22 protein-coding genes are annotated in these 22476 nt (G+C 51.8%); 21 read left to right on the forward strand and 1 reads right to left on the reverse strand.

Annotation, left to right across the window (positions count from 1 at the left end; genetic code table 11):
• The first annotated feature begins 1 nt into the window (after position 1).
• From FLZ89_RS08990 to FLZ89_RS09070, 17 genes are all read left to right on the forward strand, one after another.
• On the forward strand, positions 2–553 hold the full coding sequence (locus FLZ89_RS08990; protein WP_141304818.1) for a formate hydrogenlyase complex iron-sulfur subunit: 552 nt from the start codon (positions 2–4) through the stop codon (positions 551–553).
• A 1-nt stretch (position 554) separates the two neighbouring features.
• A complete protein-coding gene (locus tag FLZ89_RS08995) occupies positions 555–1307 on the forward strand; it encodes an NADH-quinone oxidoreductase subunit B family protein (RefSeq protein ID WP_141304819.1) in 753 nt (250 codons plus the stop codon).
• Between the two features lie 31 nt (positions 1308–1338).
• Positions 1339–1707, forward strand: a complete 369-nt coding sequence (gene hycH, locus FLZ89_RS09000; protein WP_253256441.1) for a formate hydrogenlyase maturation protein HycH — start codon at positions 1339–1341, stop codon at positions 1705–1707.
• Positions 1704–2156 carry a hydrogenase maturation peptidase HycI gene (hycI, locus tag FLZ89_RS09005; protein ID WP_141304820.1) on the forward strand — a complete coding sequence of 151 codons (453 nt, stop codon included), beginning with the start codon at positions 1704–1706 and terminating at the stop codon, positions 2154–2156. Before hycH ends, hycI begins: the two co-directional genes overlap by 4 nt.
• 17 nt (positions 2157–2173) lie before the next feature.
• On the forward strand, positions 2174–2515 hold the full coding sequence (hypA, locus tag FLZ89_RS09010; protein WP_141304821.1) for a hydrogenase maturation nickel metallochaperone HypA: 342 nt from the start codon (positions 2174–2176) through the stop codon (positions 2513–2515).
• A 44-nt stretch (positions 2516–2559) separates the two neighbouring features.
• Positions 2560–3225 (forward strand): hydrogenase nickel incorporation protein HypB, encoded by a 666-nt coding sequence (gene hypB, locus FLZ89_RS09015; RefSeq protein ID WP_054936700.1) that lies wholly within the window; start codon positions 2560–2562, stop codon positions 3223–3225.
• Entirely contained in the window at positions 3174–5477 is a 2304-nt protein-coding gene (gene hypF, locus FLZ89_RS09020) for a carbamoyltransferase HypF (protein WP_054936699.1), read from the forward strand. The genes hypB and hypF overlap by 52 nt, the downstream gene beginning before the upstream one ends.
• Positions 5468–5710: a HypC/HybG/HupF family hydrogenase formation chaperone gene (locus FLZ89_RS09025; RefSeq protein WP_054936698.1), complete on the forward strand. Its 243-nt coding sequence runs from the start codon at positions 5468–5470 to the stop codon at positions 5708–5710. The genes hypF and FLZ89_RS09025 overlap by 10 nt, the downstream gene beginning before the upstream one ends.
• The gene (gene hypD, locus FLZ89_RS09030; protein WP_054936697.1) at positions 5685–6818 is read left to right on the forward strand and encodes a hydrogenase formation protein HypD; all 1134 of its coding nucleotides are present in this window, start codon (positions 5685–5687) and stop codon (positions 6816–6818) included. Before FLZ89_RS09025 ends, hypD begins: the two co-directional genes overlap by 26 nt.
• A gap of 1 nt (position 6819) precedes the next feature.
• Positions 6820–7836 carry a hydrogenase expression/formation protein HypE gene (gene hypE, locus FLZ89_RS09035; RefSeq protein WP_141304822.1) on the forward strand — a complete coding sequence of 339 codons (1017 nt, stop codon included), beginning with the start codon at positions 6820–6822 and terminating at the stop codon, positions 7834–7836.
• Positions 7837–8115: 279 nt separating this feature from the next.
• On the forward strand, positions 8116–9258 hold the full coding sequence (locus FLZ89_RS09040; protein WP_141304823.1) for a TIM barrel protein: 1143 nt from the start codon (positions 8116–8118) through the stop codon (positions 9256–9258).
• A gap of 101 nt (positions 9259–9359) precedes the next feature.
• Entirely contained in the window at positions 9360–10889 is a 1530-nt protein-coding gene (gene xylB / locus FLZ89_RS09045; RefSeq protein ID WP_141304824.1) for a xylulokinase, read from the forward strand.
• Positions 10890–10896: 7 nt separating this feature from the next.
• Positions 10897–11943, forward strand: coding sequence for a LacI family DNA-binding transcriptional regulator (locus FLZ89_RS09050; protein WP_141304825.1), 1047 nt, complete (start codon positions 10897–10899; stop codon positions 11941–11943).
• Complete coding sequence (locus FLZ89_RS09055) at positions 11940–13229, forward strand: DUF4380 domain-containing protein (protein WP_141304826.1); 1290 nt, start codon at positions 11940–11942, stop codon at positions 13227–13229. The genes FLZ89_RS09050 and FLZ89_RS09055 overlap by 4 nt, the downstream gene beginning before the upstream one ends.
• A 119-nt stretch (positions 13230–13348) precedes the next feature.
• The gene (xylF, locus tag FLZ89_RS09060) at positions 13349–14389 is read left to right on the forward strand and encodes a D-xylose ABC transporter substrate-binding protein (protein ID WP_141304827.1); all 1041 of its coding nucleotides are present in this window, start codon (positions 13349–13351) and stop codon (positions 14387–14389) included.
• A 92-nt stretch (positions 14390–14481) separates the two neighbouring features.
• Complete coding sequence (locus FLZ89_RS09065; protein ID WP_141304828.1) at positions 14482–16005, forward strand: xylose ABC transporter ATP-binding protein; 1524 nt, start codon at positions 14482–14484, stop codon at positions 16003–16005.
• A gap of 61 nt (positions 16006–16066) precedes the next feature.
• The gene (locus FLZ89_RS09070; protein ID WP_253256548.1) at positions 16067–17161 is read left to right on the forward strand and encodes a sugar ABC transporter permease; all 1095 of its coding nucleotides are present in this window, start codon (positions 16067–16069) and stop codon (positions 17159–17161) included.
• Between the two features lie 144 nt (positions 17162–17305).
• Here the strand turns inward: FLZ89_RS09070 and FLZ89_RS09075 are convergent, their stop codons facing one another.
• Positions 17306–17653: a cupin domain-containing protein gene (locus FLZ89_RS09075; RefSeq protein WP_141304829.1), complete on the reverse strand. Its 348-nt coding sequence runs from the start codon at positions 17651–17653 to the stop codon at positions 17306–17308.
• A 209-nt stretch (positions 17654–17862) separates the two neighbouring features.
• Between FLZ89_RS09075 and FLZ89_RS09080 the strand changes: the two genes are divergently transcribed.
• The 4 genes from FLZ89_RS09080 to FLZ89_RS09095 all read left to right on the forward strand — a co-directional run bounded on the left by FLZ89_RS09080 (position 17863) and on the right by FLZ89_RS09095 (position 22367).
• Positions 17863–19086 carry a DUF438 domain-containing protein gene (locus FLZ89_RS09080; protein ID WP_172613528.1) on the forward strand — a complete coding sequence of 408 codons (1224 nt, stop codon included), beginning with the start codon at positions 17863–17865 and terminating at the stop codon, positions 19084–19086.
• A 352-nt stretch (positions 19087–19438) separates the two neighbouring features.
• Complete coding sequence (locus tag FLZ89_RS09085; RefSeq protein WP_141262828.1) at positions 19439–20632, forward strand: quaternary amine ABC transporter ATP-binding protein; 1194 nt, start codon at positions 19439–19441, stop codon at positions 20630–20632.
• Positions 20633–20634: 2 nt separating this feature from the next.
• Positions 20635–21495: an ABC transporter permease gene (locus tag FLZ89_RS09090; RefSeq protein ID WP_141264057.1), complete on the forward strand. Its 861-nt coding sequence runs from the start codon at positions 20635–20637 to the stop codon at positions 21493–21495.
• Between the two features lie 8 nt (positions 21496–21503).
• Complete coding sequence (locus tag FLZ89_RS09095) at positions 21504–22367, forward strand: glycine betaine ABC transporter substrate-binding protein (RefSeq protein ID WP_141262827.1); 864 nt, start codon at positions 21504–21506, stop codon at positions 22365–22367.
• Positions 22368–22476 lie beyond the last annotated feature (109 nt).

Below are 22476 nucleotides of genomic sequence, written 5' to 3' on the forward strand. Positions count from 1 at the left end.
GATGCTAAAATTGCTAAGAAAAGCACTAAAGGTCGGGGAGGCTACTGTTGAGTATCCCTTTAAACCGGTTGAGGTGGCACCAGGGTTTCGCGGCAAACCGGTTTACGACTTTAGCCGGTGTATAGCTTGCGGCGCCTGTGCTACTGCTTGCCCGCCCAATGCCATTACCATGGACTGGGATTTAGAGCGGGGGGTTAAGTCCTGGAATATAAACTACGGCCGCTGCATTTTCTGCGGCCGCTGCGAGGAAGTTTGCCCTACAGGCGCCATCGTTCTTTCGGCAGAGTTTGAATTGGCCGCCGCCAGCAAGGAGGACCTGTACTGCCGGGCTGAGCTCAAGCTTTGTAAGTGCATCTCCTGTGGCGCATACTTTGCACCCTGTCGTGAACTGGAATACGTGCTGGTTAGCCTCAAGCAGGCAGGATTGCTGGAGGGCGGCCATGAAGGCTGGAAAAAGCTCCTGAAGGTATGCCCGGAGTGCCGGCGCCGGCAGACGGCGAGCGCAACCGGAGCCCTCGGGCGCCCGGGCAGGATGCCGGGAGGGAGGCAGTAAGATGGACCAGGAAGTAAAACTGGCGGAGCTGAAGGCAAGGCTAAAGAAAATTATCAAACGATCTGTCTATATTTACCGGGTGGACTGCGGGGGGTGTAATGGATGTGAGATTGAAATTTTTGCCGCCATCTCTCCTGTTTACGACCCGGAGAGGCTGGGGATGAAGGTGGTGGCCTCTCCCCGGCATGCCGATGTTCTTCTCTACACCGGCCCCATGACCAGGGCCATGCGGCTGCCGGCCATACGGGCGTATCAGGCGGCCCCCGATCCCAAAATCGTGGTAGCCTACGGCGCGTGTGGCTGTAGCGGCGGTATCTTTCACGATTGTTACAGTGTGTGGGGAGGGGCTGACAGCATTTTCCCTGTAGACGTATATATTCCCGGCTGCCCTCCAACTCCGGCAGCGACGTTGTACGGCCTGGCTATGGCCCTGGATTTACTCCAACAAAAGATAAAAGGAGAGCAGTTTGCAGAAACGGAGGTTACCCGGGTCGTTCCGCAATATGATGGAGTTTGCCCCGAACTGGCCAAAGAGATTGAGCAGGAGGCCCGCCGTTTGAGCGGTTACCTGCATGGCCGGCGCATAGCCGCCCAATATCTCCAGTTCGTCAGGGAAGGAGACCCGCCGGCGGTCGACCGGAAGATTAAAGAGCTGATCAAGCAGGAAAAAGACCCGCGACTGGCCGAAGTTTTTTTGAGCTTGCACAAAATTTATATGGAGAAGATGGAGAGGGTAGGCCATAATGCCGGGTAAGGTAAGATTCTACAAGTTATGCAAGAGGTTTGTGGACGAAAAAGACGAAAAAGACGCCCCGCCCCGGGTTAAGCAACTGGAGTATTACGCTCTGGCCATCGGTCACCATATAGGGGTGGTTGATTGTTTGTCGCCCGTCATGGTTATCGACGAGGAGGACTATTTTCAATGGATTAGCAAGCTGCCCCGGGGTAAAGCCAGGAGCAAGCTGGAGGGCCTGGCCAGGTGGGGAGAGGTGGAGATAAATAAAGAGCATGTTTCACCATTAGTAGCGGCACTGGCCGGTGCTGCTTCCAGTTTCCTCCCCGAAGAGAAGCAATGGGCCGGCTGCCTGCTCCAGCATCTCCAATCTATAGGAAAAGAACCAGCTATATATCTGGTGGTGAGGCTGACTAAGTGAAGGGGCTGGTGATTACTGTAGGCAACGAACTGATGGGCGATGATGGAGCCGGGCCGTTGCTGGCCCGGCTCCTGGAAGAAAAACGCGTCCCCGGGTGGGAGGTAATCAACGGCGGGCCGGCGCCGGAGAATTACCTGCATCGAGTGCGCGATCTCCAACCGGCAGCGGTGGTGGTAGTGGATGCCTGCGATATGAACCTGCAGGCCGGGAGCATACGCCTCATATCTGAGAAGGATATTGCCTGGGAGTTTTTTCTGACCACCCACCGGTTACCCCTGTCATTTTTCATCTCGGCTTTGAAAGAACTGGTGCCGGAAGTCTATTTTGTCGGTATCCAGCCGGCGGTAGTCGCCTTCGGTCTGCCGATTTCGCCTGAAGTAAAACAAGCCGTTGAGACTGTGTACCAAAAGCTGCAAACGGGGGAGCTCGATTTTCCGCACCTCGATTGAGCAGGGAGAGGAATAGGATGCATGAACTGGCCCTGACGGCTGAGTTATTAAAGCTATTAGAACGCAGTGCCCGGGAGAAAGGTATAAAGCGCATCCGGAAAGTTAAGCTGGTGATAGGGGCAATGACCTCGGTTTTACCGTCTGCCCTGGAGTTTTCTTTTTACGCGCTTAAAGAAGGTCCGTTGTTTGAGGGGGCCCAATTAGAAATAGAGGAAAGGCCCGGGCGGGGACACTGCCAGGATTGCCAGGCTGAAGTAGTTCTGGATAACTGGTGTATTATGTGCCCTTCCTGCGGGTCGCGGAGGGTTGCCATAGATCAAGGAAGGGAGCTTTATATTGATTTTTATGAAGGCGAATGAAAATTCCAGGAGGAACCCTTTAAAAACAGACGGAGGGAATATCAATGAAAGTAATAATGGCTCAAAAGATTCTCCAGGCTAATCAAGATATAGCCGAGCAAAACCGAAAGCGCCTATCCCAAATACTAACTGTCAATCTGATAGGTTCTCCTGGTGCGGGTAAAACTGCACTCTTGGAAAGGACAATAGCCTCATTAAAAAGGGAATTTACCGTCGGGGTGATTGAAGGTGATATATACACCACCCTAGATGCCGAGCGTATTGCCGGTCAAGGGGTAGAAGTTGTCCAGATCAATACCGAAGGAGCTTGTCACCTGGATGCCAGTATGCTCTCCAGTGCGCTAGAAGGGCTCGACCTTTCCAACCTGGAACTTATATTTATCGAAAATGTGGGCAACCTGGTATGTCCGGCCGAATTTGACCTGGGTGAGGATTATAAGGTGGCCCTGTTGAGCGTCACTGAAGGCAGCGATAAGCCTGCCAAGTACCCTTTGGTATTTCGCGAAGCCCGGGCAATAGTAGTTACAAAGGCAGACCTCTTACCGCACACTAACTTTGATTTGAAGGCAGTCGAAGAAGAGATTAAGGCAGCCAATCCTGCTGTGAAGATTTTTGTAACCTCAGCTCAAACCGGTGAGGGCCTGGAGGCATGGTGTTCATGGCTCAAAGATGCAATGCAAAGAAAAAGGGGATTGTTCGCTATCGGATAATCGTCAAAGGGATCGTCCAGGGTGTGGGGTTTCGCCCCTTTGTTTATAACCTGGCAAGCCTGCATCGCCTGAAGGGCACGGTTTCCAATACCAGTCAGGGCGTGCTCATTGAAGCCGAAGGTCAGGAGGAGACAGTACACGCTTTTCTGTCCTGTTTAAAGGCAAATCATCCTCCATTATCGCGGATAACTGCTTTAGAATGGGACGTCCTGGAACCGTGCGGTTATAGTTCTTTTACTATTATCCCAAGTGGAGAAGGAGCCGGAAAGGAAGCCCTGATTCCCCCTGATGTAGCCCTGTGTTCTGATTGTGCCCGGGAAATAACGGATCCCCGGGATAGGCATTACGGCTACCCCTTTACCAACTGTACCAATTGTGGACCGCGATTTACCATTGTACGGGGCGTACCGTATGACCGCGCGAAGACCTCCATGGCCCGGTTTCCGATGTGTCCGGAATGCGCCCGGGAATACTACGATCCGGGCAACAGGAGATTCCACGCCCAGCCGGCCGCCTGCCCGGCCTGCGGGCCTCAGGTAGAGCTGGTGGACAGGCAGGGGCGAAAGGTGGAAGGCAACTGGTTGGAGCTGAGCTGGAGATTCTTGCAAGACGGCAAGATATTAGCCGTAAAAGGGCTGGGAGGCTTTCACCTGGTATGCGATGCCAAGAATAGGGCAGCCTTAAAGACCCTCCGCCGGCGCAAGGGCCGTGAAGCCAAACCCCTGGCGGTAATGTGCCTCCTGGAAACGGCCAGGAAGTACTGTTACGTTAGCCCGGAGGAGGAAAAATTGCTGTCTTCTCCTCAAGCACCTATTGTTATTCTTACCAAACTGGCCGGTTGTAATTTGCCGGATGAGCTGGCCCCGGGGATGATGACCCTGGGTATAATGTTACCTTATACACCGCTGCACCTGATGCTTTTAAACGGCCCCCTGGAAATTTTAGTCATGACCAGCGGTAATCGCAACGGTTTGCCCCTGGCAAAAGACAACGGTAGAGCCCTGGAGGAACTGGGCGGTATAGCCGACTATTTTCTCTGGCACAATCGCGAGATTGTCAACCGCTGCGACGATTCCGTTGTAGCGGTGACAGGTGATATGGTTCAGATCTGGCGACGCTCGCGGGGATATGTCCCCTCGCCCGTTAAGGTTGCGGTTAAATCCAGTTCCCCTGTGCTGGGCGCCGGCGGGGACATGAAAAACACCTTTTGCCTGTTAAAAGGCAATCAGGCCTTTGTCAGCCAGCACATCGGCGACCTGGGCAGCAGGGAAGGTGAAGCACACTTTTTCTCCAGCCTGGAGAATTTAAAAAACCTCATCGGCTCCGAACCTGAAGTGGTCGGTTACGACATGCATCCCGGCTATCGTTCCTCCCGCCTGGCGGCAGGAATTCCGGCCAAGGCGCACTTTGCCGTTCAACACCATCACGCCCATATGGTTTCTTGCCTGGCCGACAATGGCGTGGATGAGGAAGCAATCGGGGTAATCCTTGATGGAACCGGATACGGAACCGACGGGCGTCTCTGGGGTTTTGAGATCCTCACCGGGGATTGTGCCGATTTTACCAGGGAGTATCACCTGGCCTATGTACCGTTGCCCGGTGGCGAGCAGGCAGTGCGTTATCCATGGCGGACAGCAGTAGCCTATTTAATGAAATACCTTTCGGCGCAAGGCGAGTCGCTTGCCGACCGCCTTTTTCAAAGCAGGGGGCAGGAGCTTGAGGTTATCAAACGCCTCGTCGCCACAGGCTTTAATTCACCGCTAAGCTCGAGCTGCGGTCGTCTTTTTGACGCCGTTTCGGCCCTCCTCGGCCTCTGCTGCCATAATAGTTACGAAGGACAGGCGGCAATCGAGCTGGGAGAAATGGTCCTTGACCCGGCGGAGGGCAAAAGATTAATACCCTATCCATTTTTTATCGAGGGGAAAGTTATCCATCCGGGCGGGGTCATAGCCGGCGTGGCGGCCGACCTGGAACGGGGAGTTGCCAGGGAGATTATTGCCACCCGTTTCCACAATACGGTCCTGGCGATGGTACGCGAGGCGGTACGAATGGTTGCTGAAAGAACACATATAAAGACTGTAGCCCTTAGCGGTGGTGCCTGGCAAAACCGCTATCTTTTCAGCCTTGCTAAAGAAGTCTTGCCTGGCGACGGTTATCGCCTGCTGGTCCACCGGCAGGTACCGGCCAATGATGGGGGGCTCTCCCTGGGCCAGGCAGTAATCGCTTGCCGGAGGTGGCAACAATGTGTTTAGGTATTGTGGGTAAAGTAATTAAGGTAACTGCGGCTGATGAAACCGCGATAATTGATGTTCACGGCGCCCGCAGGGAGATATCCATAGCTTTACTGGGGCAGGTAAAGGTTGGCGATTATGTGCTGGTTCATGCCGGATTTGCCATTGAAAAGATTGATTTAAAAGAAGCAGAACAGATGGTAAAAATGTGGGAGGAACAATTAAACGATGTCACCTCTGGACAGGTTTTGTGATACGGAATTAAGCAGGAAACTCATGGGCCGGGTTGCCGCCCTGGCAGATGAGGTTGCGGAACGCCTTGGGCGGCCGGCAGTTTTTATAGAAGTATGCGGTACACACACAGTGGCTATTTCCCGGCTGGGATTGCGGAGCTTGCTGGCAGGTCGCGTAGAATTGCGAAGCGGCCCCGGGTGTCCTGTTTGTGTAACCGATCACCAGGAAATCGATATGATGGTCAATCTGGCCCGCTTGCCCGGGGTTACGGTGGGAACCTTCGGGGATATGTTACGCGTTCCCGGCAGCCAGTCTTCCCTGGAGAGGGAACGCGCCGGCGGTGCCGACGTGCGCATTTTTTACTCGCCCTTGGACGCAGTGGCCTTTGCTGAAGCCAACCCGGGAAGAGAGGTCGTGTTCCTGGGAATTGGTTTCGAAACAACTGCCCCGGCAGTCGCTGCAAGCCTTGCGAGAGCCCGGGCTAAAGGGGTGAAAAACTTCAGTATATTTTCGGCCCATAAACTCATCCCCCCGGCCCTCCGCGCCGTTCTCAGTGACCCCGAATTAAAACTTGACGGGCTTATCTTGCCGGGGCATGTTAGCGCCGTTACTGGCAGGCGGGCGTTTGACTTCATCGTTAAAGAGTATGGCCTGCCATCGGTAATCAGCGGGTTTGAACCCATGGATATTCTGATTGCCCTTCACGAGCTTTTGCTTCAATTGCTCCGGGGCGAGGCACGGGTAGCGAACAAGTACACGAGGGTAGTGCGGGAAGAAGGTAACCTGGATGCCCGCGAGCGCATAGCGGAGTGTTTTGAGGAGGTCGATGTCCCCTGGCGCGGCCTTGGAGTTATTCCTGAAAGCGGACTTTCACTACGGGAAACTTTTCGCGATTTCGATACGCGATTTAAACTAAATATAGAACCGGCCCCGCTATCACCTCTTTACCCGCCAGGCTGTGCCTGTAAAGAGATTTTACGGGGAAAACTTTTACCCCTGGAATGCCGGCTATTTAGTAATGTATGTACACCTGTTCATCCTGTAGGCCCCTGTATGGTTTCAAGTGAAGGGGCCTGCGCGGCTTACTATCGATATGAACGTTTATCTACAGTTGGAGGTGGCATTTAGGATGAAAGAGAATGGCAGTGATATTGTTTTGCTGGCTCACGGTGACGGGGGTGCCCTTACCCATGAACTCATCAATACCCTTTTTCTTCGCTATTTTGGAAGCAATATCTTGAAAAAGCTCAGTGATGCAGCGGTTTTTTCCGTAAATCAAGGGAGAATGGCCATTACTACTGATTCCTTTGTGGTTGATCCGCCTTTCTTCCCCGGGGGAGATGTGGGAAAACTGGCGGTTTGCGGCACGGTAAATGATCTGGCGGTCAGCGGCGCCCGGCCCATCTATCTCACGGCTTCTTTTATTTTAGAAGAAGGACTGCCCCTTGCCGATTTAGAAAGAATTGTTCAATCTATGGCCGGGGCCTGCGGGGTGGCGGGCGTAGAAATTGTCACCGGGGATACCAAGGTGGTTGAAAAAGGACATTTAGATAAAATTTTTATTAACACCACCGGTATCGCTTATATTTTTCCAGGAGTAGATTTGGGTTACCACCGGATTAAACCCGGTGATAAAGTTTTAGTCAATGGTAACCTCGGGCAACACGGTATTGCGGTACTCTGCAAACGGTATGGCTTTGATTTTGCAGGACAGGTCATGAGCGATTGTGCCCCGCTCAACGGCATAACTAGCCTGCTTTTAAAGGAAATCCGGGGGATCAAGATAATGCGGGATCTTACCCGGGGTGGCCTGGCGACTGCAGCCAAAGAAATTGCGTCAGCCTGCGGTTTAGATATCTGGCTGGATGAAGATTGTATCCCGGTAGATGCCGGAGTAAAGGGTGTTGCTGAGATGCTGGGACTGGATCCCCTTTATCTTGCAAACGAGGGGAAATTTATGAGTATTGTCAGCCCGGAGGAAGCAGGAAAAGCTGTAGCGGTAATGCAAGGGCATGAATTGGGAAGGGATGCCAGGATTATAGGCGAAGTCAAACCTGGCAAGGGGAACGTTTATCTCTCCACATCCCTTGGAGGTACTAAACTCTTAGATCTTATGGCTGGAAGTCCTCTACCACGGATCTGCTGATTACTGTACCTTCTGAAATGTGATTGGCAACATTTTGAAGATCGGAAAATCCGACATACGTCCGGAGGATGATGGAACGCTATCTCCCGAAAAATTTTTTAAAAAAGTGTTAAGGAATAGCAGGAATCTAAATTTTAATGGCGAAATACATCAGCAAACCGGAACCGATTTCGGAAAATGTACCACCTGGCGCTAAACATAACTTTATGTATCAAAGCAATTAAGCCCGGAAACCGTTTTCGGCAAACTAAATCGACCCGGGCGGAAAAGAGGGAGAAAATGCAGGATCTGCGTTATCAAACCACCCGCCGTTCACCGGCGGAGTTAATCCGGCACTTGCAAAATTTTGAGCTAAAACTGCGCTTTTCGGCCGGCATATGGTTCTTTTCCGGCAGCAACAGCCGCTTTCATACCCGCTATGGCAGGGAGCTGACCATTGAGGAACGCCTGGAGAAATACGCGGCGCTGCAACAATATGGCCTGGAAGGTATCGAGGCCCATTATCCCAACGAGATCAATGAACACAACCTGACCCTTTACCGGGATTTCTGCCGGGATACCGGGATGCGGGTAGTAACGGTAGTGCCCAATCTTTTCTATGAAGAACAGTTCCGCCACGGGTCTTTATCTTCACCCCTGCCGGCGGCCCGGCAGGCAGCCATCCAGCGCGTTAAAGAAACGCTAGAAATAAATAAAGAGCTGGGCACAGAGTTCATGGTTGTCTGGCCTGGAATAGATGGCTATGAAAACCCCTTTGGTATCGATTTCATAGAAATGCGCCATCGTTTCGCTACCGGACTGGCAGAAGCCATGGATGCTGTGCCCGGGGTACGGGTAGCCATTGAGCCCAAACCGTATGAGCCCCGGGGGAGAATAATCTACGGCACCACCGCGGAGGGGGTTTTGCTGGCCGAGAAGGTGGAGGGGCTGCTGCAAAACCAGGAAAATAAACAACTCCTGGAGCAGGGCTATACATTGGTCGGGCTCAACCCCGAGATCGGTCATGTCCTCATGGGTTATGAAGATTTGCCTTATGCGTTGAGCCTGCCCCTGGAGTACGGCCGGCTGGTGCATACCCACTGGAACAGCCAGCCCCTGGGTAACTACGACCAGGATTTGAATGTCGGCGTCGTAGCACCGGAACAGGCCGAGGCCGCCCTCTACGTCCTCAAGATGCACGGCTACCAGGGGTGGTTTGGCCTGGATATTAACCCGGAGCGGATGCCCGTAGAAAGGGCGCTGCTGAACTGCATAGATGCCTTACGGGCCATGAATGACCGCATCAACAGCCTGGATCATGAACGGGTAGTTACCTGTCTGCAGGATCCGGAACGCTATGCCGGCTACCTGGAGGCTATCCTCATCCGGGCCCGGGCCAGGAAGGCAGATATTTTGAGCCCTTTAGCCTTACCGACGCCATAGTTCCATCTCCAGGGGCTCTGAACGTTGCCCAAATCCATCAGTCCCCGGATAAGGTTCGTCGAAATGGGTTGTAACAAGTCCTGGCAGGAAGGGAAAAGATTATGCCGTATTTACTCGGGATCGATATCGGTACGTCAGGTACCAAAGCCGTACTGGTGGAGGAAGGCGGCAGGGTAGCGGCTTCCTCCTATGTAGAGTATCCTTTGAGCCAGCCCCGGCCGGGCTGGGCCGAGCAGAACCCGGAACAGTGGTGGCAGGCCGTGGTGGCGGCGGTGCAGGAAATCTGGGTTAAAACCGGCCTTGACGGCCGGGAGGTTGCCGGCGTTGGCCTTTCGGGCCAGATGCACGGGGCCGTAGTTTTAGGCGCCAACTACCAGGTTTTACGGCCGGCCATCCTCTGGTGCGACCAGCGCACCGGAGCGGAATGCACCTGGATGTACGAGGAAATAGGGGAAGAAAAGCTCTACCAGTGGACGGGGAACCCCGCCCTGCCAGGCTTTACGGCACCAAAGCTGGTCTGGCTGAAGAAGCACGAACCGGAAATTTATAATCAAATCCGCCATGTGTTACTTCCTAAAGACTACATCCGTTTCCGGCTCACGGGAGAACTGGCCACCGAAGTATCCGACGCTTCCGGAACGTTACTCCTGGATGTGACCCATCGCCGCTGGTCGGAGGATATGCTGGAAGCTCTGGACATCCCCCAGGAATGGCTGCCGCGGGTATACGAGTCGCCGGAAGTGACCGGCCAGATCACACCGGAAGCCGCGGCCGCCACCGGCCTCCCGGCCGGGACGCCGGTGGTGGGTGGCGGCGGTGATCAGGCCGTCGGGGCTGTAGGTACAGGCATTGTGGCAGAAGGGCTTCTATCGGCGGCCCTGGGAACCTCCGGCGTGGTATTCGCCATGACCGCTAAGCCGAGTATCCAACCGGGCAGTACCCTGCACTCCTTTTGCCATGCCGTTCCCGGCAAGTGGCACCTTATGGGCGTGATGCTGGCTGCCGGGGCTTCATTACAGTGGTTTCGCAACCAGCTGGGCGGCGAAGAGGTCAGGGAAGCTGCGGCAACGGGCACGGATCCCTATGAGTTGTTGACGGCCCTGGCGGTTGACGCGGGTCCGGGTGCCGAAGGGTTGCTGTTCTTGCCCTACCTGCTGGGAGAAAGGACGCCTCATCCCGACCCGGCAGCCCGGGGCGGATTTATCGGCCTCACCATGCGTCACAGGAAGGGGCACCTGGTGCGGGCCGTCCTGGAAGGTGTTGCCTTCGGCCTGCGCGATTCCCTGGAACTTTTACAGCAGGCCGGGGTGAAGGTGGAAGAAATCCGCGTTTCCGGCGGCGGCGCCCGCAGTCCTTTATGGCGGCAGATTCTCGCCAGCGTCTTTAAGCACCCGGTGACCACGGTGAACAGTACCGATGGGCCGGCCTTTGGCGCCGCCTTGCTGGCCGGGGTGGGGGCGGGTATTTACCCTTCCGTGGAAGCTGCCTGTAGCTCTACCATCAAGGTGACCAGCCGGGCCGAACCGGTACTGTCAGAAGCTAGCACCTACGACCGCCTTTATACCCTGTATACGTCCTTGTATCCCCTCCTGCGGGGCACAATGCACGATTTGACCAAGATGACGGAGTGAAAAAGAGTTGGCAAATATCTCTGATGTTGCTAAAAGAGCCGGAGTATCACGAACTACAGTATCCAGGGTTCTCAACGGCAAAGACGACGTCAACGAAGAGACCCGGCGCCGGGTGCTGGAGGCCATCCGGGAGCTTAACTACCGTCCCAGCGCCCTGGCCCGCAGCCTGGTGAAGCAAAAAACCGACACCATCGGCGTTATCCTGTCGGACATCACCGATCCCTTTTTCTCCCGCATCATCCAGGGAGTGGAGGATGTAGCCCATAAGTTTGGCTACGGCATCGTGTATGCCAGCATGCGCTGGGACCCACAAATCAAGCACAACTATGTTAATTTCTTACGCAGCGGCCGGGTAGACGGCCTACTCATGATGGGCCATACCGTAGGCAATGAAGACTATGTGCGCGAGATGGTGGAAGAAAGATTTCCAATAGTTCTGGTAGAGTACTGGATCGATAATCTGAAGGCGAACTTCATTGCCATCGACAACCGGGGTGGCGGTTATCTCGCCACCAGGCACCTGCTGGGCCTGGGGCACCGCCGCATTGCCCATGTAGCGGGGCATAAGAATGCCCGGGTGTCGCAAGAACGCCTGGCCGGCTACCGCCAGGCCCTGGTCGAAGCTGGTGTGCCCTACGACGAAAGCCTGGTAGTTTACAGCGATTTTACCACCGAAGGGGCCATACCGGTGGCGAAAAAACTATTATCCCTGCCTGAGCGGCCGACTGCCATCTTTGCTGCCAACGACCTGATGGCCTATGGTGTCATCCATGCGGCGCGCGAACTGGGCTTAAAGGTACCCCAGGACCTGGCTGTGGTGGGTTATGACGATATTGAGCTGGCGTCCCTGGTAACGCCGCCCCTGACCACCATCCACCAGCCGCGGTACGAGATCGGCTCCATGGCCGCCTGGTCCCTGATCCAACAGATCGAGAATAAAGAGATGCAGCCCACAGTAACCGAGTTTAAGACGAGCCTGGTTATCAGGGAATCTTGCGGTGCTGTTTTCCGGCGCGGCAGCCAGGGGTATCTAGAAGGAGGTAAACCGGCATGAGCCCCTGCTGGTGGCGGGAAATAAACTTCCGCGGCTGGGATGGCGCTGTCGAGTTCGGCAATGACCTCATCCGGGTGGTGATGGTCCCGGCCCTGGGCGGAAGAATTATGGCCTATGATCTTGGTGGTTATTCCTTCCTTTACGTTAATAAAGAGTTAGAGGGCAAACTTTTCACGCCCGAAGAAAATTACGGCGATGGTTCCGTTGCCGCCTGGAAGAATTACGGCGGCGATAAAACCTGGCCGGCACCCCAGGGGTGGGATACCGGGGAAGAATGGCACGGCCCGCCGGACCCGGTGCTTGATACCGGGGTATATACGGGGCGATGGCTGGAATGCAGCCCGGAAAAAGTAAGCTATGAAGTGGAAAGCCCGCCGGATCCCCGAACAGGGATTAAGATTTTTCGCAAGGTTACTATTCGGCAGGAAAGCAGCAAGCTGTGGCTGGAGTTAAGGATGAAGAATGTCAGCTCCCGGCCGGTCGCCTGGAGTATCTGGAATGTGACCCAGTTAGATACACGATTGAGAAGTGACAATGGCTATGACACTAATTGCCGCCTTTATATACCTTTAAACCCTGAGAGCAGGTTCGCCAAAGGATATCGCGTGATCTTTGGCGAAGAAGATAACCCGCAATGGGGCCGAGGAGAAGACGACCTCTTAGTAGTACCTTATCTGTTCTATGTTGGTAAAATCGGCGTCGATTCACCGGCTGGTTGGATGGCCTTTGTCAATGGTACCGAAGGCTATACCTGGTGCCTGCGTTACCCCTACTATCCGGGAGAGAAAGATGCCTATCCCGACGGGGGTTGCACGGTGGAATGCTGGACGGTGGGACGCGGTGTAGTGACAGGCAAGGATTATTCGCAAGAAACCGGTTATCACCTGGAAGCGGAAGTATTGGGGCCCATCCGCAAGCTGAAGCCGGAGGAAATACAGATTCTTCCTTTGGAAATGGGAGTTGCTAAAGGGGGTGGGGGATTTGCGAGTGTAACAGCAGCGGGTTATATAGCCAGAGGGGGTGACGTCAGGTTACAACAAGGGAAATTAATAATAAATCTTTCTGGCGGTGTTTTTTATAAAGGAAGGTTGCGGGTAGTTGTAACTGATGCCAGGCATACCGTTATTTGGCAACAAGATTTAGGAGACGTATCTCCTCAAGAAGAGGTAAAAATTAACCGAAAAATACACCTGCCCTTTTCCAACAAAAATTTGCTAACTCTGCAAGCTCATTTAGTCATTGACCATCCCGGAGGTATGGATGAATACTACCAAACGTACCTCTAATTCTAAGAAAAGGATAAATTTGACTTTAATTCTTAGTGTGAAAAGGAGGAGCTTTAAGAGTGCTAAAAAGGAGGACCTCCAGGATAATTGCCCTGGCTGCAGTTTTAATCCTGCTGGCTATGACCATTCTTATAGGTTGCGGTCAAGGTGGAAATTCGAACAAAAATGGAGGTAATCAGGGCGCTTCGGCCAAAAGTGGCGATAAGATAAAAATAGGTCTCTCAATGGATGATTTACGCCTGGAACGCTGGCAGCATGATAGAGACTTGTTTGTGGCTAAGGCCAAGGAACTCGGAGCTGAAGTACTGGTACAATCGGCAAACGGTGACGATGCTACCCAGCTTTCCCAGGCTGAGAACCTCATTTCCCAGGGTATTAATGTCTTGGTTGTAATACCCCATAATGGCGATGCTATGGCTCCTATTGTCGAAGCGGCGCATAAAGCTGGTGTGAAAGTCCTGGCTTATGATCGTTTAATAAGAAATGCAGATGTAGATCTCTATATTTCCTTTGATAATGTCCGCGTCGGTGAATTGCAGGCCGAGTACCTGACCAAGAAGGTTCCTCAAGGTAAATATTTCCTTATGGGTGGATCGCCTACAGACAACAATGCTAAATTATTTAGACAAGGGCAGATGAATGTTCTTAAACCGCTTATTGATAAGGGAGACATTAAAGTTGTTGGCGATCAGTGGGTTAAAGATTGGCTGCCGGAAGAGGCCATGAAGATTATGGAAAATGCCCTGACCAGCAATAATAACCAGATTGATGCTGTGGTCGCATCTAACGACAGTACTGCGGGCGGAGCTATTCAAGCTTTGGCTGCTCAGAACTTAGCTGGTAAAGTGGCTATTTCTGGCCAGGATGCGGACCTTGCTGCCTGCCAGCGTATTGTTGAAGGAACACAATCTATGACTGTTTATAAACCTATTACGGCTCTGGCCACCCGGGCCGCGGAGGTTGCGGTAGCTCTGGCCAAGGGTGAGGATGTTAAACCTAATAGTAAAGTAAACAATGGGAAGATAGATGTGCCGTCCATTTTGCTGACACCCATTATGGTAGACAAAGATAATATGGTCCAGACCGTAATTAAAGATGGTTTCCACAAACTTGAGGATGTTTACAAAAACATCCCCAAAGAAAAGTGGCCGAAGCAATAGACAATCAAGAATACAGATGGGCAAGAGGCCACTATGGCCTCTTGCCTGTTAAATTTAAACGGCTGATTCTATTGGGAAAGAAGGGGTCTATTATGGACCACTATATCCTGGAGATGCGGGAAATTACAAAGCAATTTCCCGGCGTCAGGGCACTAGACAAAGTTGATTTTAAGGCCAGGAAAGGTGAAATACATGCTTTATGTGGCGAAAACGGGGCTGGTAAATCTACCTTAATGAAAGTCTTAAGCGGTGTATATCCTTATGGCACCTACCAGGGAGAAATTTTGCTTAACGGTCAACCCCAAAAGTTCTATACCATTAAGGATTCAGAAAGAGCCGGAATAGCTATTATTTACCAGGAACTGGCTTTAGTTAGCGAATTATCTGTAGCGGAGAACATTTTTCTGGGCAATGAGCCTGTGCATCATTACTTGATTGATTGGGAGAAAATGTATATGGAGGCGGCGAAATGGCTCAAAGAGGTGGGCCTGGAGGTAAGCCCGGGAACTAAGATTAAAAACCTGGGGGTAGGGCAACAGCAGCTGGTCGAGATAGCCAAAGCTTTAGCGAAGAACGCCAGTATTCTTGTTCTAGATGAACCTACCGCCGCTTTGACGGATAGTGAAGTAGAAATTCTGATGGGTATTTTACGCCAGCTAAAAAGTAAAGGAGTCACTTGTATTTATATTTCCCACAAGCTAAATGAAGTCTTTGCAATTGCCGATAATATTACCGTCCTTCGTGATGGGAGAACCATTGGTACCGTGAAAAAAGACGAAACGAACCAGGATAAGATCATATCAATGATGGTTGGCCGGGAACTGAACAGCCTTTTCCCCTCTACAAAGCATAGTCCTGGAGCAATTACTTTGGAGGTTCGTAATTTTAGCGTCTACAGTCCAGATAACCCCCGCAAAAAAATAGTAAAAGATGTCAGCTTTTATGTCCGCCGGGGAGAAATCTTAGGTATTGCCGGACTTATTGGCTCGGGCCGCACGGAATTAGTTACCAGCATTTATGGCGGTTATCCAGGTAAAAATGAAGGAGAAATATGGCTGGATGGGAAAAAGGTAAAAATAAAGAATTGTGAAGACGCCCTTTCGAATAGGATAGCTCTCGTGCCTGAAGATCGCCGGCGTCAAGGGCTGGTACTGGATATGGATATCCGCAGAAATATAACCCTTGCCAGCTTAAAAAGATCATATAATATTATGCTTAATGAAAGCGCGGAAATCAGAGATGCGGAATTCTATGTTGATAAATTGAAAATAAAGACCCCCTCCGTAGAAGCTTGTGTAGGAAACTTGAGTGGTGGCAATCAACAAAAAGTAGTCCTGGCTAAAGCCATGATGACTAAACCCAGGGTCCTAATTCTTGATGAGCCAACCCGGGGTATTGATGTGGGGGCTAAATATGAAATATATAATCTCATTAATAGTTTAGTTAGTCAGGGTGTAGCCATTGTTATGGTGTCATCCGAGTTACCTGAGATATTGGGTATGAGCGATCGTATCCTGGTGTTATGTGAAGGAAGAATAACAGGCGAGTTTTCCCGTGAAGAAGCCACAGAAGAAAAAATAATGGCCTGTGCAACTGGAGGTAAGGCAAGTGCTTAAAGTACAATCTAACCCTAAAGCAGGCGGGTTTTTAAGTAGAATAGATGTGCGCGCTTATACAATGATATTAGCCTTGCTGGGTATATGGGCTATTTTCACTTATACTACCCAGGGTGCTTTTTTAACTTCCCGTAATCTATCAAACCTCTTCAGGCAGATGTCAATGACTTCTATTTTAGCGATTGGTATGGTCTTTGTTATAGTCGCCGGTCATATTGACCTTTCCGTAGGTTCGCTCATGGGACTGACCGGAGGGGTAGCGGCAATTTTACAGGTCTGGTACGGGTGGCAGACCATTCCCGCCATTTTGGTAAGCCTTTTAATCGGCTTGCTGGCCGGCTTATGGCAGGGCTGGTGGGTAGCCTATAAAAAGGTTCCTGCTTTTATTGTCACTTTGGGCGGTATGATGATATTCCGGGGAATTCTTATAGGAATTAGCCATGGCGAAACTGTATCGCCTCTCATGGATAGTTTTAAACAGATAGGCCAATCTTATGTACCTGAAAATATAGGCTTCTTGCTAGCAGCACTCGGCATTATTTATGTGACCTATGTTACTGTAAAGCAACGGTATACTAGAATAAAGTACGGTTTTACTGTGCCTTCTTTAACTCTGGAAATAATGCGCACTACTTTTTATGCCGTTCTTATTGGCCTCTTTGTCTATCTACTGAATGATTACCAGGGTATACCTGTACCCGTCCTTATCGTAGTGGTGATGGCACTTATTTTTACGGGTTTGGCGACGAAGACACGCTTCGGGCGTTATGTCTATGCTATTGGTGGCAACAGTGAAGCAGCACGCTTATCCGGTATTAATATTCGCCGTAATGTCCTGGCTGTTTTTGCTCTCAGTGGGTTAATGGCTGCCCTGGGCGGCATCCTGTTAACAGCAAGATTGAACGCTGCTTCAGTAGCTGCGGGTCAAATGGCTGAGCTTGATGCTATTGCAGCGTGCGTTATTGGTGGTACAAGCCTCATGGGCGGCACAGGTAGTATTGGTGGGGCGATTATAGGAGCACTTGTTATGGCCAGTTTAGATAATGGCTTGAGTATGATGAATACCCCGCCTTTCTGGCAGTTTATAGTTAAAGGCTTGATTCTCGTGCTGGCGGTATGGATCGATATTGCAACTAAAACTAGAGCTCAAAATTAAGGGAAACAGATTATATTCCTCAAAGAAAGCCGGAGCATCTCCTGGAAGAATTAAGGGCCTCAATGGCAGCTTGCTTTGAGGCCCTAATTTATATTTTTCATTCCGGTCAGGAATTAACTGCCCAAGATATCGCGGCGAGTTATCTCAAGACCGGATCATGGTCAGGACCATCTTGAAATTTGTTAGCGCCCGCAGGGCGTGGGGCTGGTTGGCGGGCATGATTACGGCCTCCCCCGTCTTTACATGGAGGGGCCTGCCGGAGATGGTAATTTCCACTTCCCCGTCCAGCACGTACACCAGGGCGTCGTAGGGCGCCGTATGTTCGCTCAGGCCCTGGCCGGCAGCGAAGGCGAAGAGGGTTACCGTACCTGTCTTTTTATCAATAATCGTCCGGCTGACGATAGAGCCCTCCTGGTAACCGACCAGCTCGCTTAAAATGGCCGCCTGGGCTTCAAGGGGCTTGCTGTCAGCCTGTTTCTTATCCGGCTCCATTTCCTTCACCTCTACTTTGTTGTGAGATTTTTACTTGTTTATTATACCACCGGGAAGGAAGGAATAAAATAACAAAATAGTGCGAACAGTGCCCGGCGCCGACCTTGGCGTGCAAGTAAAGAGGGCTTTTTTGAGTGCGAAGATGTATAACCCGGACTTTGACCGGGGAAACATTAAATATATATATAACGCGAAAAGGAGAAATGGTCGTGAGTGAACTGCTGGATGCCCGGGAAGAGCGTCAGGAAATTTTAAAGGGGATTATCCGGGATTTACATGCCGGTAAGGACCTGGAAGAGCTGAAACAACGCTTTGCTAGGCTGATTCGTAACGTCAGCCCGGGTGAAATTGCGGCCCTGGAAAGCCGGCTCATAGCCGAGGGCATGCCGGAAGAGGAGATCAAGCGCTTATGCGATGTTCACGTCGCCCTGTTTAAAGAATCCCTGGCCGAACAGCAGGTGGATACCACCCCGCCCGGCCACCCCGTCCACACCTTCCGCCTGGAGAACGAGGCCATACGCAGCGTGGTGGAGGCCCTGAAGAAGCTCCTGGGGGAAATTAAGACGGCAGATAAGGAAGGCTGGGAAGTTTTCCGGCGGCGGAAGGAAGAAATTAAAAAAGAGCTGGCCCGCCTGGCGGAAATCGACAAACATTACCTTCGCAAGGAGCACCAGCTGTTTCCACTGCTGGAACGGCGGGGAGTATACGGCCCGCCCAAGGTCATGTGGCAGCTCCACGACGACATCAGGGCTATGTTGAAAAAGGTAACCCGTGCCGTGGATGAAGATGATCTGGCTACTGTTATCAACCAGGGAAACGAACTGCTCACGGCTATAGCGGAAATGATTAATAAGGAAGAAAGCATCCTCTTCCCCATGGCCCTGGAAAAACTTACACCCTCCGACTGGGTTGAGGTACGCCGGGGTGAAGAGGAAATAGGCTACGCCCTGGTTTCTCCCGGGAACGAATGGCGGCCGCGCCAGGCGGCCGGGACCGCCCCGGATGCGCAGGAAAAAGAAGGCCCGGCAGGGGCAATCGAGTTAGCTACCGGCAAGTTGACCCCGGAACAGGTGAACCTCCTTTTAACCCATTTGCCTGTAGATATCACCTTTGTTGACGAGAATGACAACGTCCGCTATTATTCCGCCGGTAAGCACCGCATTTTTACCCGCAGCCCGGCTATCATCGGCCGTAAAGTGCAGAACTGCCACCCCCCGGTCAGCGTTCATGTGGTGGAGAAGATTCTGGCCGAATTCCGGGACGGTACCAAAGACCAAGCTGAATTCTGGCTAACCATGAACGGCCGTTTCATTCATATTCGTTATTTCGCCGTACGCGATGCTGAGGGTCGCTACCGGGGCGTGGTGGAGGTCACTCAGGACGTGACGGACATCCGCGCCCTGGAAGGAGAAAAGCGCCTGCTGGACTGGTAGGGAAGAAAAAACTCTGGCTTAGCCAGAGCTTTTCTGTGTACGCCCGGTATGGGCGTTGACTTGGTGGTGAAAGTCCGCTGCGGGCGGGGGAGCGCCAGCCTTCTAGAGATAGGCAAGGGTGCTTTTAAGCAACCAGGACCACTCCTTGCACGAGGGCCGGTTTTTGATGGCCATCTCTCCATCTAAGGAAGGATAGGCGAGGATATGGGAACTATGGTCAGCATATTTTAGGTATTTTTTACTCCGGGTTTTTGCCAAGAGCTTTTTACCGTTGATATACTGGAAAGTAGGTGTTTTTAACTTGACTATTCGTTTTAAATAATAATGATGATGAAAGGGGTGAATTGGGGATATGACAACCAAGGTGTCGGCCCAAAATATATATAAGATATTTGGACCTAACCCCGAAAAGGCTTTGAAGTTGCTGGAGCAAGGAATGAGCAAAGAGGATATTTTCCGTAAAACTGGCCACACCGTGGGGGTCAATAATGCCTCTTTCGATATTGAAGCCGGTGAAATCTTTGTTATTATGGGCCTCTCCGGAAGTGGGAAATCTACCCTCCTTCGCTGCGTCAACCGCCTTATCGAGCCAACCCGGGGTAGGATGCTCATTGATGGTGAAGATATTCTCCAGATGAACGAGGATCAACTACGTACCATCAGGCGTAAGAAGATGGGCATGGTTTTTCAACGGTTTGCCCTCTTTCCCCACCGGAATATCATTCGCAATGTAGAGTACGGGTTGGAGATACAGGGGGTTGATCCCGGCGAACGGCGTCGGCGTTCCATGGCGGCCCTGGAACTGGTGGGGCTGGCAGGGTGGGCCGAGAGCTATCCTCACGAATTGAGCGGCGGCATGCAGCAGCGGGTTGGATTAGCTCGGGCCCTGGCCAACGATCCCGACATCCTGTTGATGGATGAAGCTTTCAGCGCCCTGGATCCATTGATTCGTAAGGAGATGCAGGATGAACTGTTGGATTTGCAGGCCAAGATGAAAAAGACAATTCTTTTTATAACTCACGATTTGGATGAAGCATTAAAAATCGGCGATCGTATAGCGGTGATGAAGGACGGTGTAATTGTTCAAATCGGCAGACCGGAAGAGATATTGACAAATCCCGCTAGCGACTATGTGGCGGAATTTGTTCAAGATGTAGACCGTAGCAAAGTATTGACCGCAGGCAGTATCATGAAAAAACCCGAAGTGATGATCTCGACCAAGGACGGCCCCCATGTAGCGTTACGGAAAATGAGGGAGATGGGCCTTTCCAGCGTCTTTGTGGTAGATAAAGAACGGGAACTGCGGGGACTGGTGACGGTCGATAAGTTGATTCGCCGGGAAAACCTGGAGAAAAAAGATCTAAGTGAATTGATAGAAACAGATATTCCAACCACTTCACCGGAGACGCCGGTACGGGACCTCTTTGGGATGGCGGCTGAAACCAAAGTCCCTATTGCCGTGGTGGATGAGAAGAGGCGCCTGCTGGGTATAATTGCCAGGGTGCACATCCTGGCAGCCATGGCCGGAGAGGAGGTTGGTTCATGAGTATGATAGGTTGGGAGTTTCGTTTGCCCGTAGGCCAAGCCTTTGAAATCCTGGTTAACTGGCTGAATGCTAATTTAGATGTGGTCTTTAATCTTATTACCGTGGTTCTAAATACGCTGGTAGTGGCTTTGGAAAATGGCCTGGGGCTGATACCTGTTCCGTTGATGGTGGCTTTAATGGCGCTCCTGGCATGGCGGTTGGCCGGCCGGGGTCTGGCTATTTTTACAGTCATTGGTTTTACAGTTATAGCTGGCATGGACCTATGGACCGAAACCCTCCAAACCCTGTCCCTGGTGATTATATCGACCCTGGTGGCCCTGGGCATTGGCATACCCTTAGGCATCTGGGCCTCCCGGAGCAATTTGTTAAACAATTTGCTGCGCCCCATCCTGGATTTCATGCAAACACTGCCGGCTTTTGTTTATCTTATCCCTGCTATTCTTTTCTTTACCGTCGGCCGCGTGCCGGGAGTGATTGCCACCGTCATCTTTGCTATGCCTCCTGCTATCCGCCTTACCAACCTTGGTATTCGTCAGGTGCCGCAGGATGTCATCGAGGCGGCCCACGCCTTTGGTTCCACCAGCAACCAGCTCTTAACCAAGGTGCAGCTCCCCATGGCCCTGCCGACAATAATGGCCGGGATTAACCAGACAATTATGCTCGCCTTGTCCATGGTAGTAATTGCTTCTATGGTCGGGGCTCCTGGCTTGGGAAAGGAGGTGTTGTACGGTGTAACCCAGCTGGACATTGCCACTGGCTTTGAAGGCGGCCTGGCCGTGGTGCTGGTGGCGATGTTTTTGGATCGGGTAACCGAATCGCTGGGGAAGGGCGGCCATTCTAAAGGCAACGCCAATCAACACTAAAGGAGGTTATTTTATTGCGAGCTTTTAAAAGGAGTGTCATTTTAGTCGTTGTTTTAAGCTTAATAGCCCTGGCGGTGGCCGGGTGCAACAAGCCCGCTCAAAAGAAAAAAATTACGTTGGGGTATGTAAGCTGGGCGGAAGGGATTGCCATGACCCACTTGCTGGAGGCTATTATTGAAGATAAACTGGGGTATGAAGTAGAAACGGCCCAGGCGGATGTAGGTGTTGTATTTACTGGGGTAGCCAAAGGGGATTATGATGCCTTTGTCGACACCTGGTTGCCGGTAACTCACGAGAGCTACATGGCTAAAGTAAAAGATCAAGTGGACAACTACGGCACAGTTTACGAAGGGGCCCGTATTGGTCTGGTAGTGCCTGCTTATGTAAACATTAACTCCATCGAAGAAATGAACCCTGTGAAAGATAAGTTTAAAGGTAAAATCATAGGCATCGACGCCGGGGCAGGTATTATGAAGGCCACCAACAAAGCTATTCAGGAATATGGCCTTGATTACGAATTGGTCGCCAGCAGCGAGGCGGCCATGACAGCCAGCCTCAAAGACGCTATCGACAAAAACGAGTGGGTGGTAGTTACCGGCTGGACTCCCCACTGGATGTTTGCCCGCTGGGACCTGAAGTTTTTAGAAGACCCGAAGGGTGTCTATGGCGCAGCCGAGCGCATCGACAAGATAGCCCGCAAAGGTCTGGAGAAAGACGCCCCGGAAGTAGCCAGGCTATTAAAGAACTTTAAAATGAATGACCAGCAGCTTGGCGTACTGGAAGGTTATATTAACGAAGGCATGGAGCCGGTGGAGGCCGGTCGCCGCTGGATGAAAGAAAACGCGGACGTGGTTGAGAGCTGGTTGAAATAAACGGGGGTAAGATAAAATCTACTTCACTGGACCTACTAAAAGCTAGTAGGTCCTTTTTAATGTATGCCCGGGATAGTATTGAACCTCATGATGTGGACCCGCATGCCGG

Origin of the sequence: Moorella sp. E306M (assembly GCF_006538385.1) — a bacterium.
Taxonomy (GTDB): domain Bacteria; phylum Bacillota; class DSM-521; order Neomoorellales; family Neomoorellaceae; genus Neomoorella.

Excerpts from the sequence above, each read along its gene's own strand:
- FLZ89_RS08990 (WP_141304818.1), top strand. The coding sequence starts at position 2 with ATGCTAAAATTGCTAAGAAAAGCACTAAAGGTCGGGGAGGCTACTGTT.
- FLZ89_RS08995 (WP_141304819.1), top strand. The coding sequence starts at position 555 with ATGGACCAGGAAGTAAAACTGGCGGAGCTGAAGGCAAGGCTAAAGAAA.
- hypA (WP_141304821.1), top strand. The coding sequence starts at position 2,174 with ATGCATGAACTGGCCCTGACGGCTGAGTTATTAAAGCTATTAGAACGC.
- hypB (WP_054936700.1), top strand. The coding sequence starts at position 2,560 with ATGAAAGTAATAATGGCTCAAAAGATTCTCCAGGCTAATCAAGATATA.
- hypF (WP_054936699.1), top strand. The coding sequence starts at position 3,174 with ATGGCTCAAAGATGCAATGCAAAGAAAAAGGGGATTGTTCGCTATCGG.
- FLZ89_RS09025 (WP_054936698.1), top strand. The coding sequence starts at position 5,468 with ATGTGTTTAGGTATTGTGGGTAAAGTAATTAAGGTAACTGCGGCTGAT.
- hypD (WP_054936697.1), top strand. The coding sequence starts at position 5,685 with ATGTCACCTCTGGACAGGTTTTGTGATACGGAATTAAGCAGGAAACTC.
- hypE (WP_141304822.1), top strand. The coding sequence starts at position 6,820 with ATGAAAGAGAATGGCAGTGATATTGTTTTGCTGGCTCACGGTGACGGG.
- FLZ89_RS09040 (WP_141304823.1), top strand. The coding sequence starts at position 8,116 with ATGCAGGATCTGCGTTATCAAACCACCCGCCGTTCACCGGCGGAGTTA.
- xylB (WP_141304824.1), top strand. The coding sequence starts at position 9,360 with ATGCCGTATTTACTCGGGATCGATATCGGTACGTCAGGTACCAAAGCC.
- FLZ89_RS09055 (WP_141304826.1), top strand. The coding sequence starts at position 11,940 with ATGAGCCCCTGCTGGTGGCGGGAAATAAACTTCCGCGGCTGGGATGGC.
- xylF (WP_141304827.1), top strand. The coding sequence starts at position 13,349 with ATGACCATTCTTATAGGTTGCGGTCAAGGTGGAAATTCGAACAAAAAT.
- FLZ89_RS09065 (WP_141304828.1), top strand. The coding sequence starts at position 14,482 with ATGGACCACTATATCCTGGAGATGCGGGAAATTACAAAGCAATTTCCC.
- FLZ89_RS09070 (WP_253256548.1), top strand. The coding sequence starts at position 16,067 with ATGATATTAGCCTTGCTGGGTATATGGGCTATTTTCACTTATACTACC.
- FLZ89_RS09075 (WP_141304829.1), bottom strand. The coding sequence starts at position 17,653 with ATGGAGCCGGATAAGAAACAGGCTGACAGCAAGCCCCTTGAAGCCCAG.
- FLZ89_RS09085 (WP_141262828.1), top strand. The coding sequence starts at position 19,439 with ATGACAACCAAGGTGTCGGCCCAAAATATATATAAGATATTTGGACCT.
- FLZ89_RS09090 (WP_141264057.1), top strand. The coding sequence starts at position 20,635 with ATGATAGGTTGGGAGTTTCGTTTGCCCGTAGGCCAAGCCTTTGAAATC.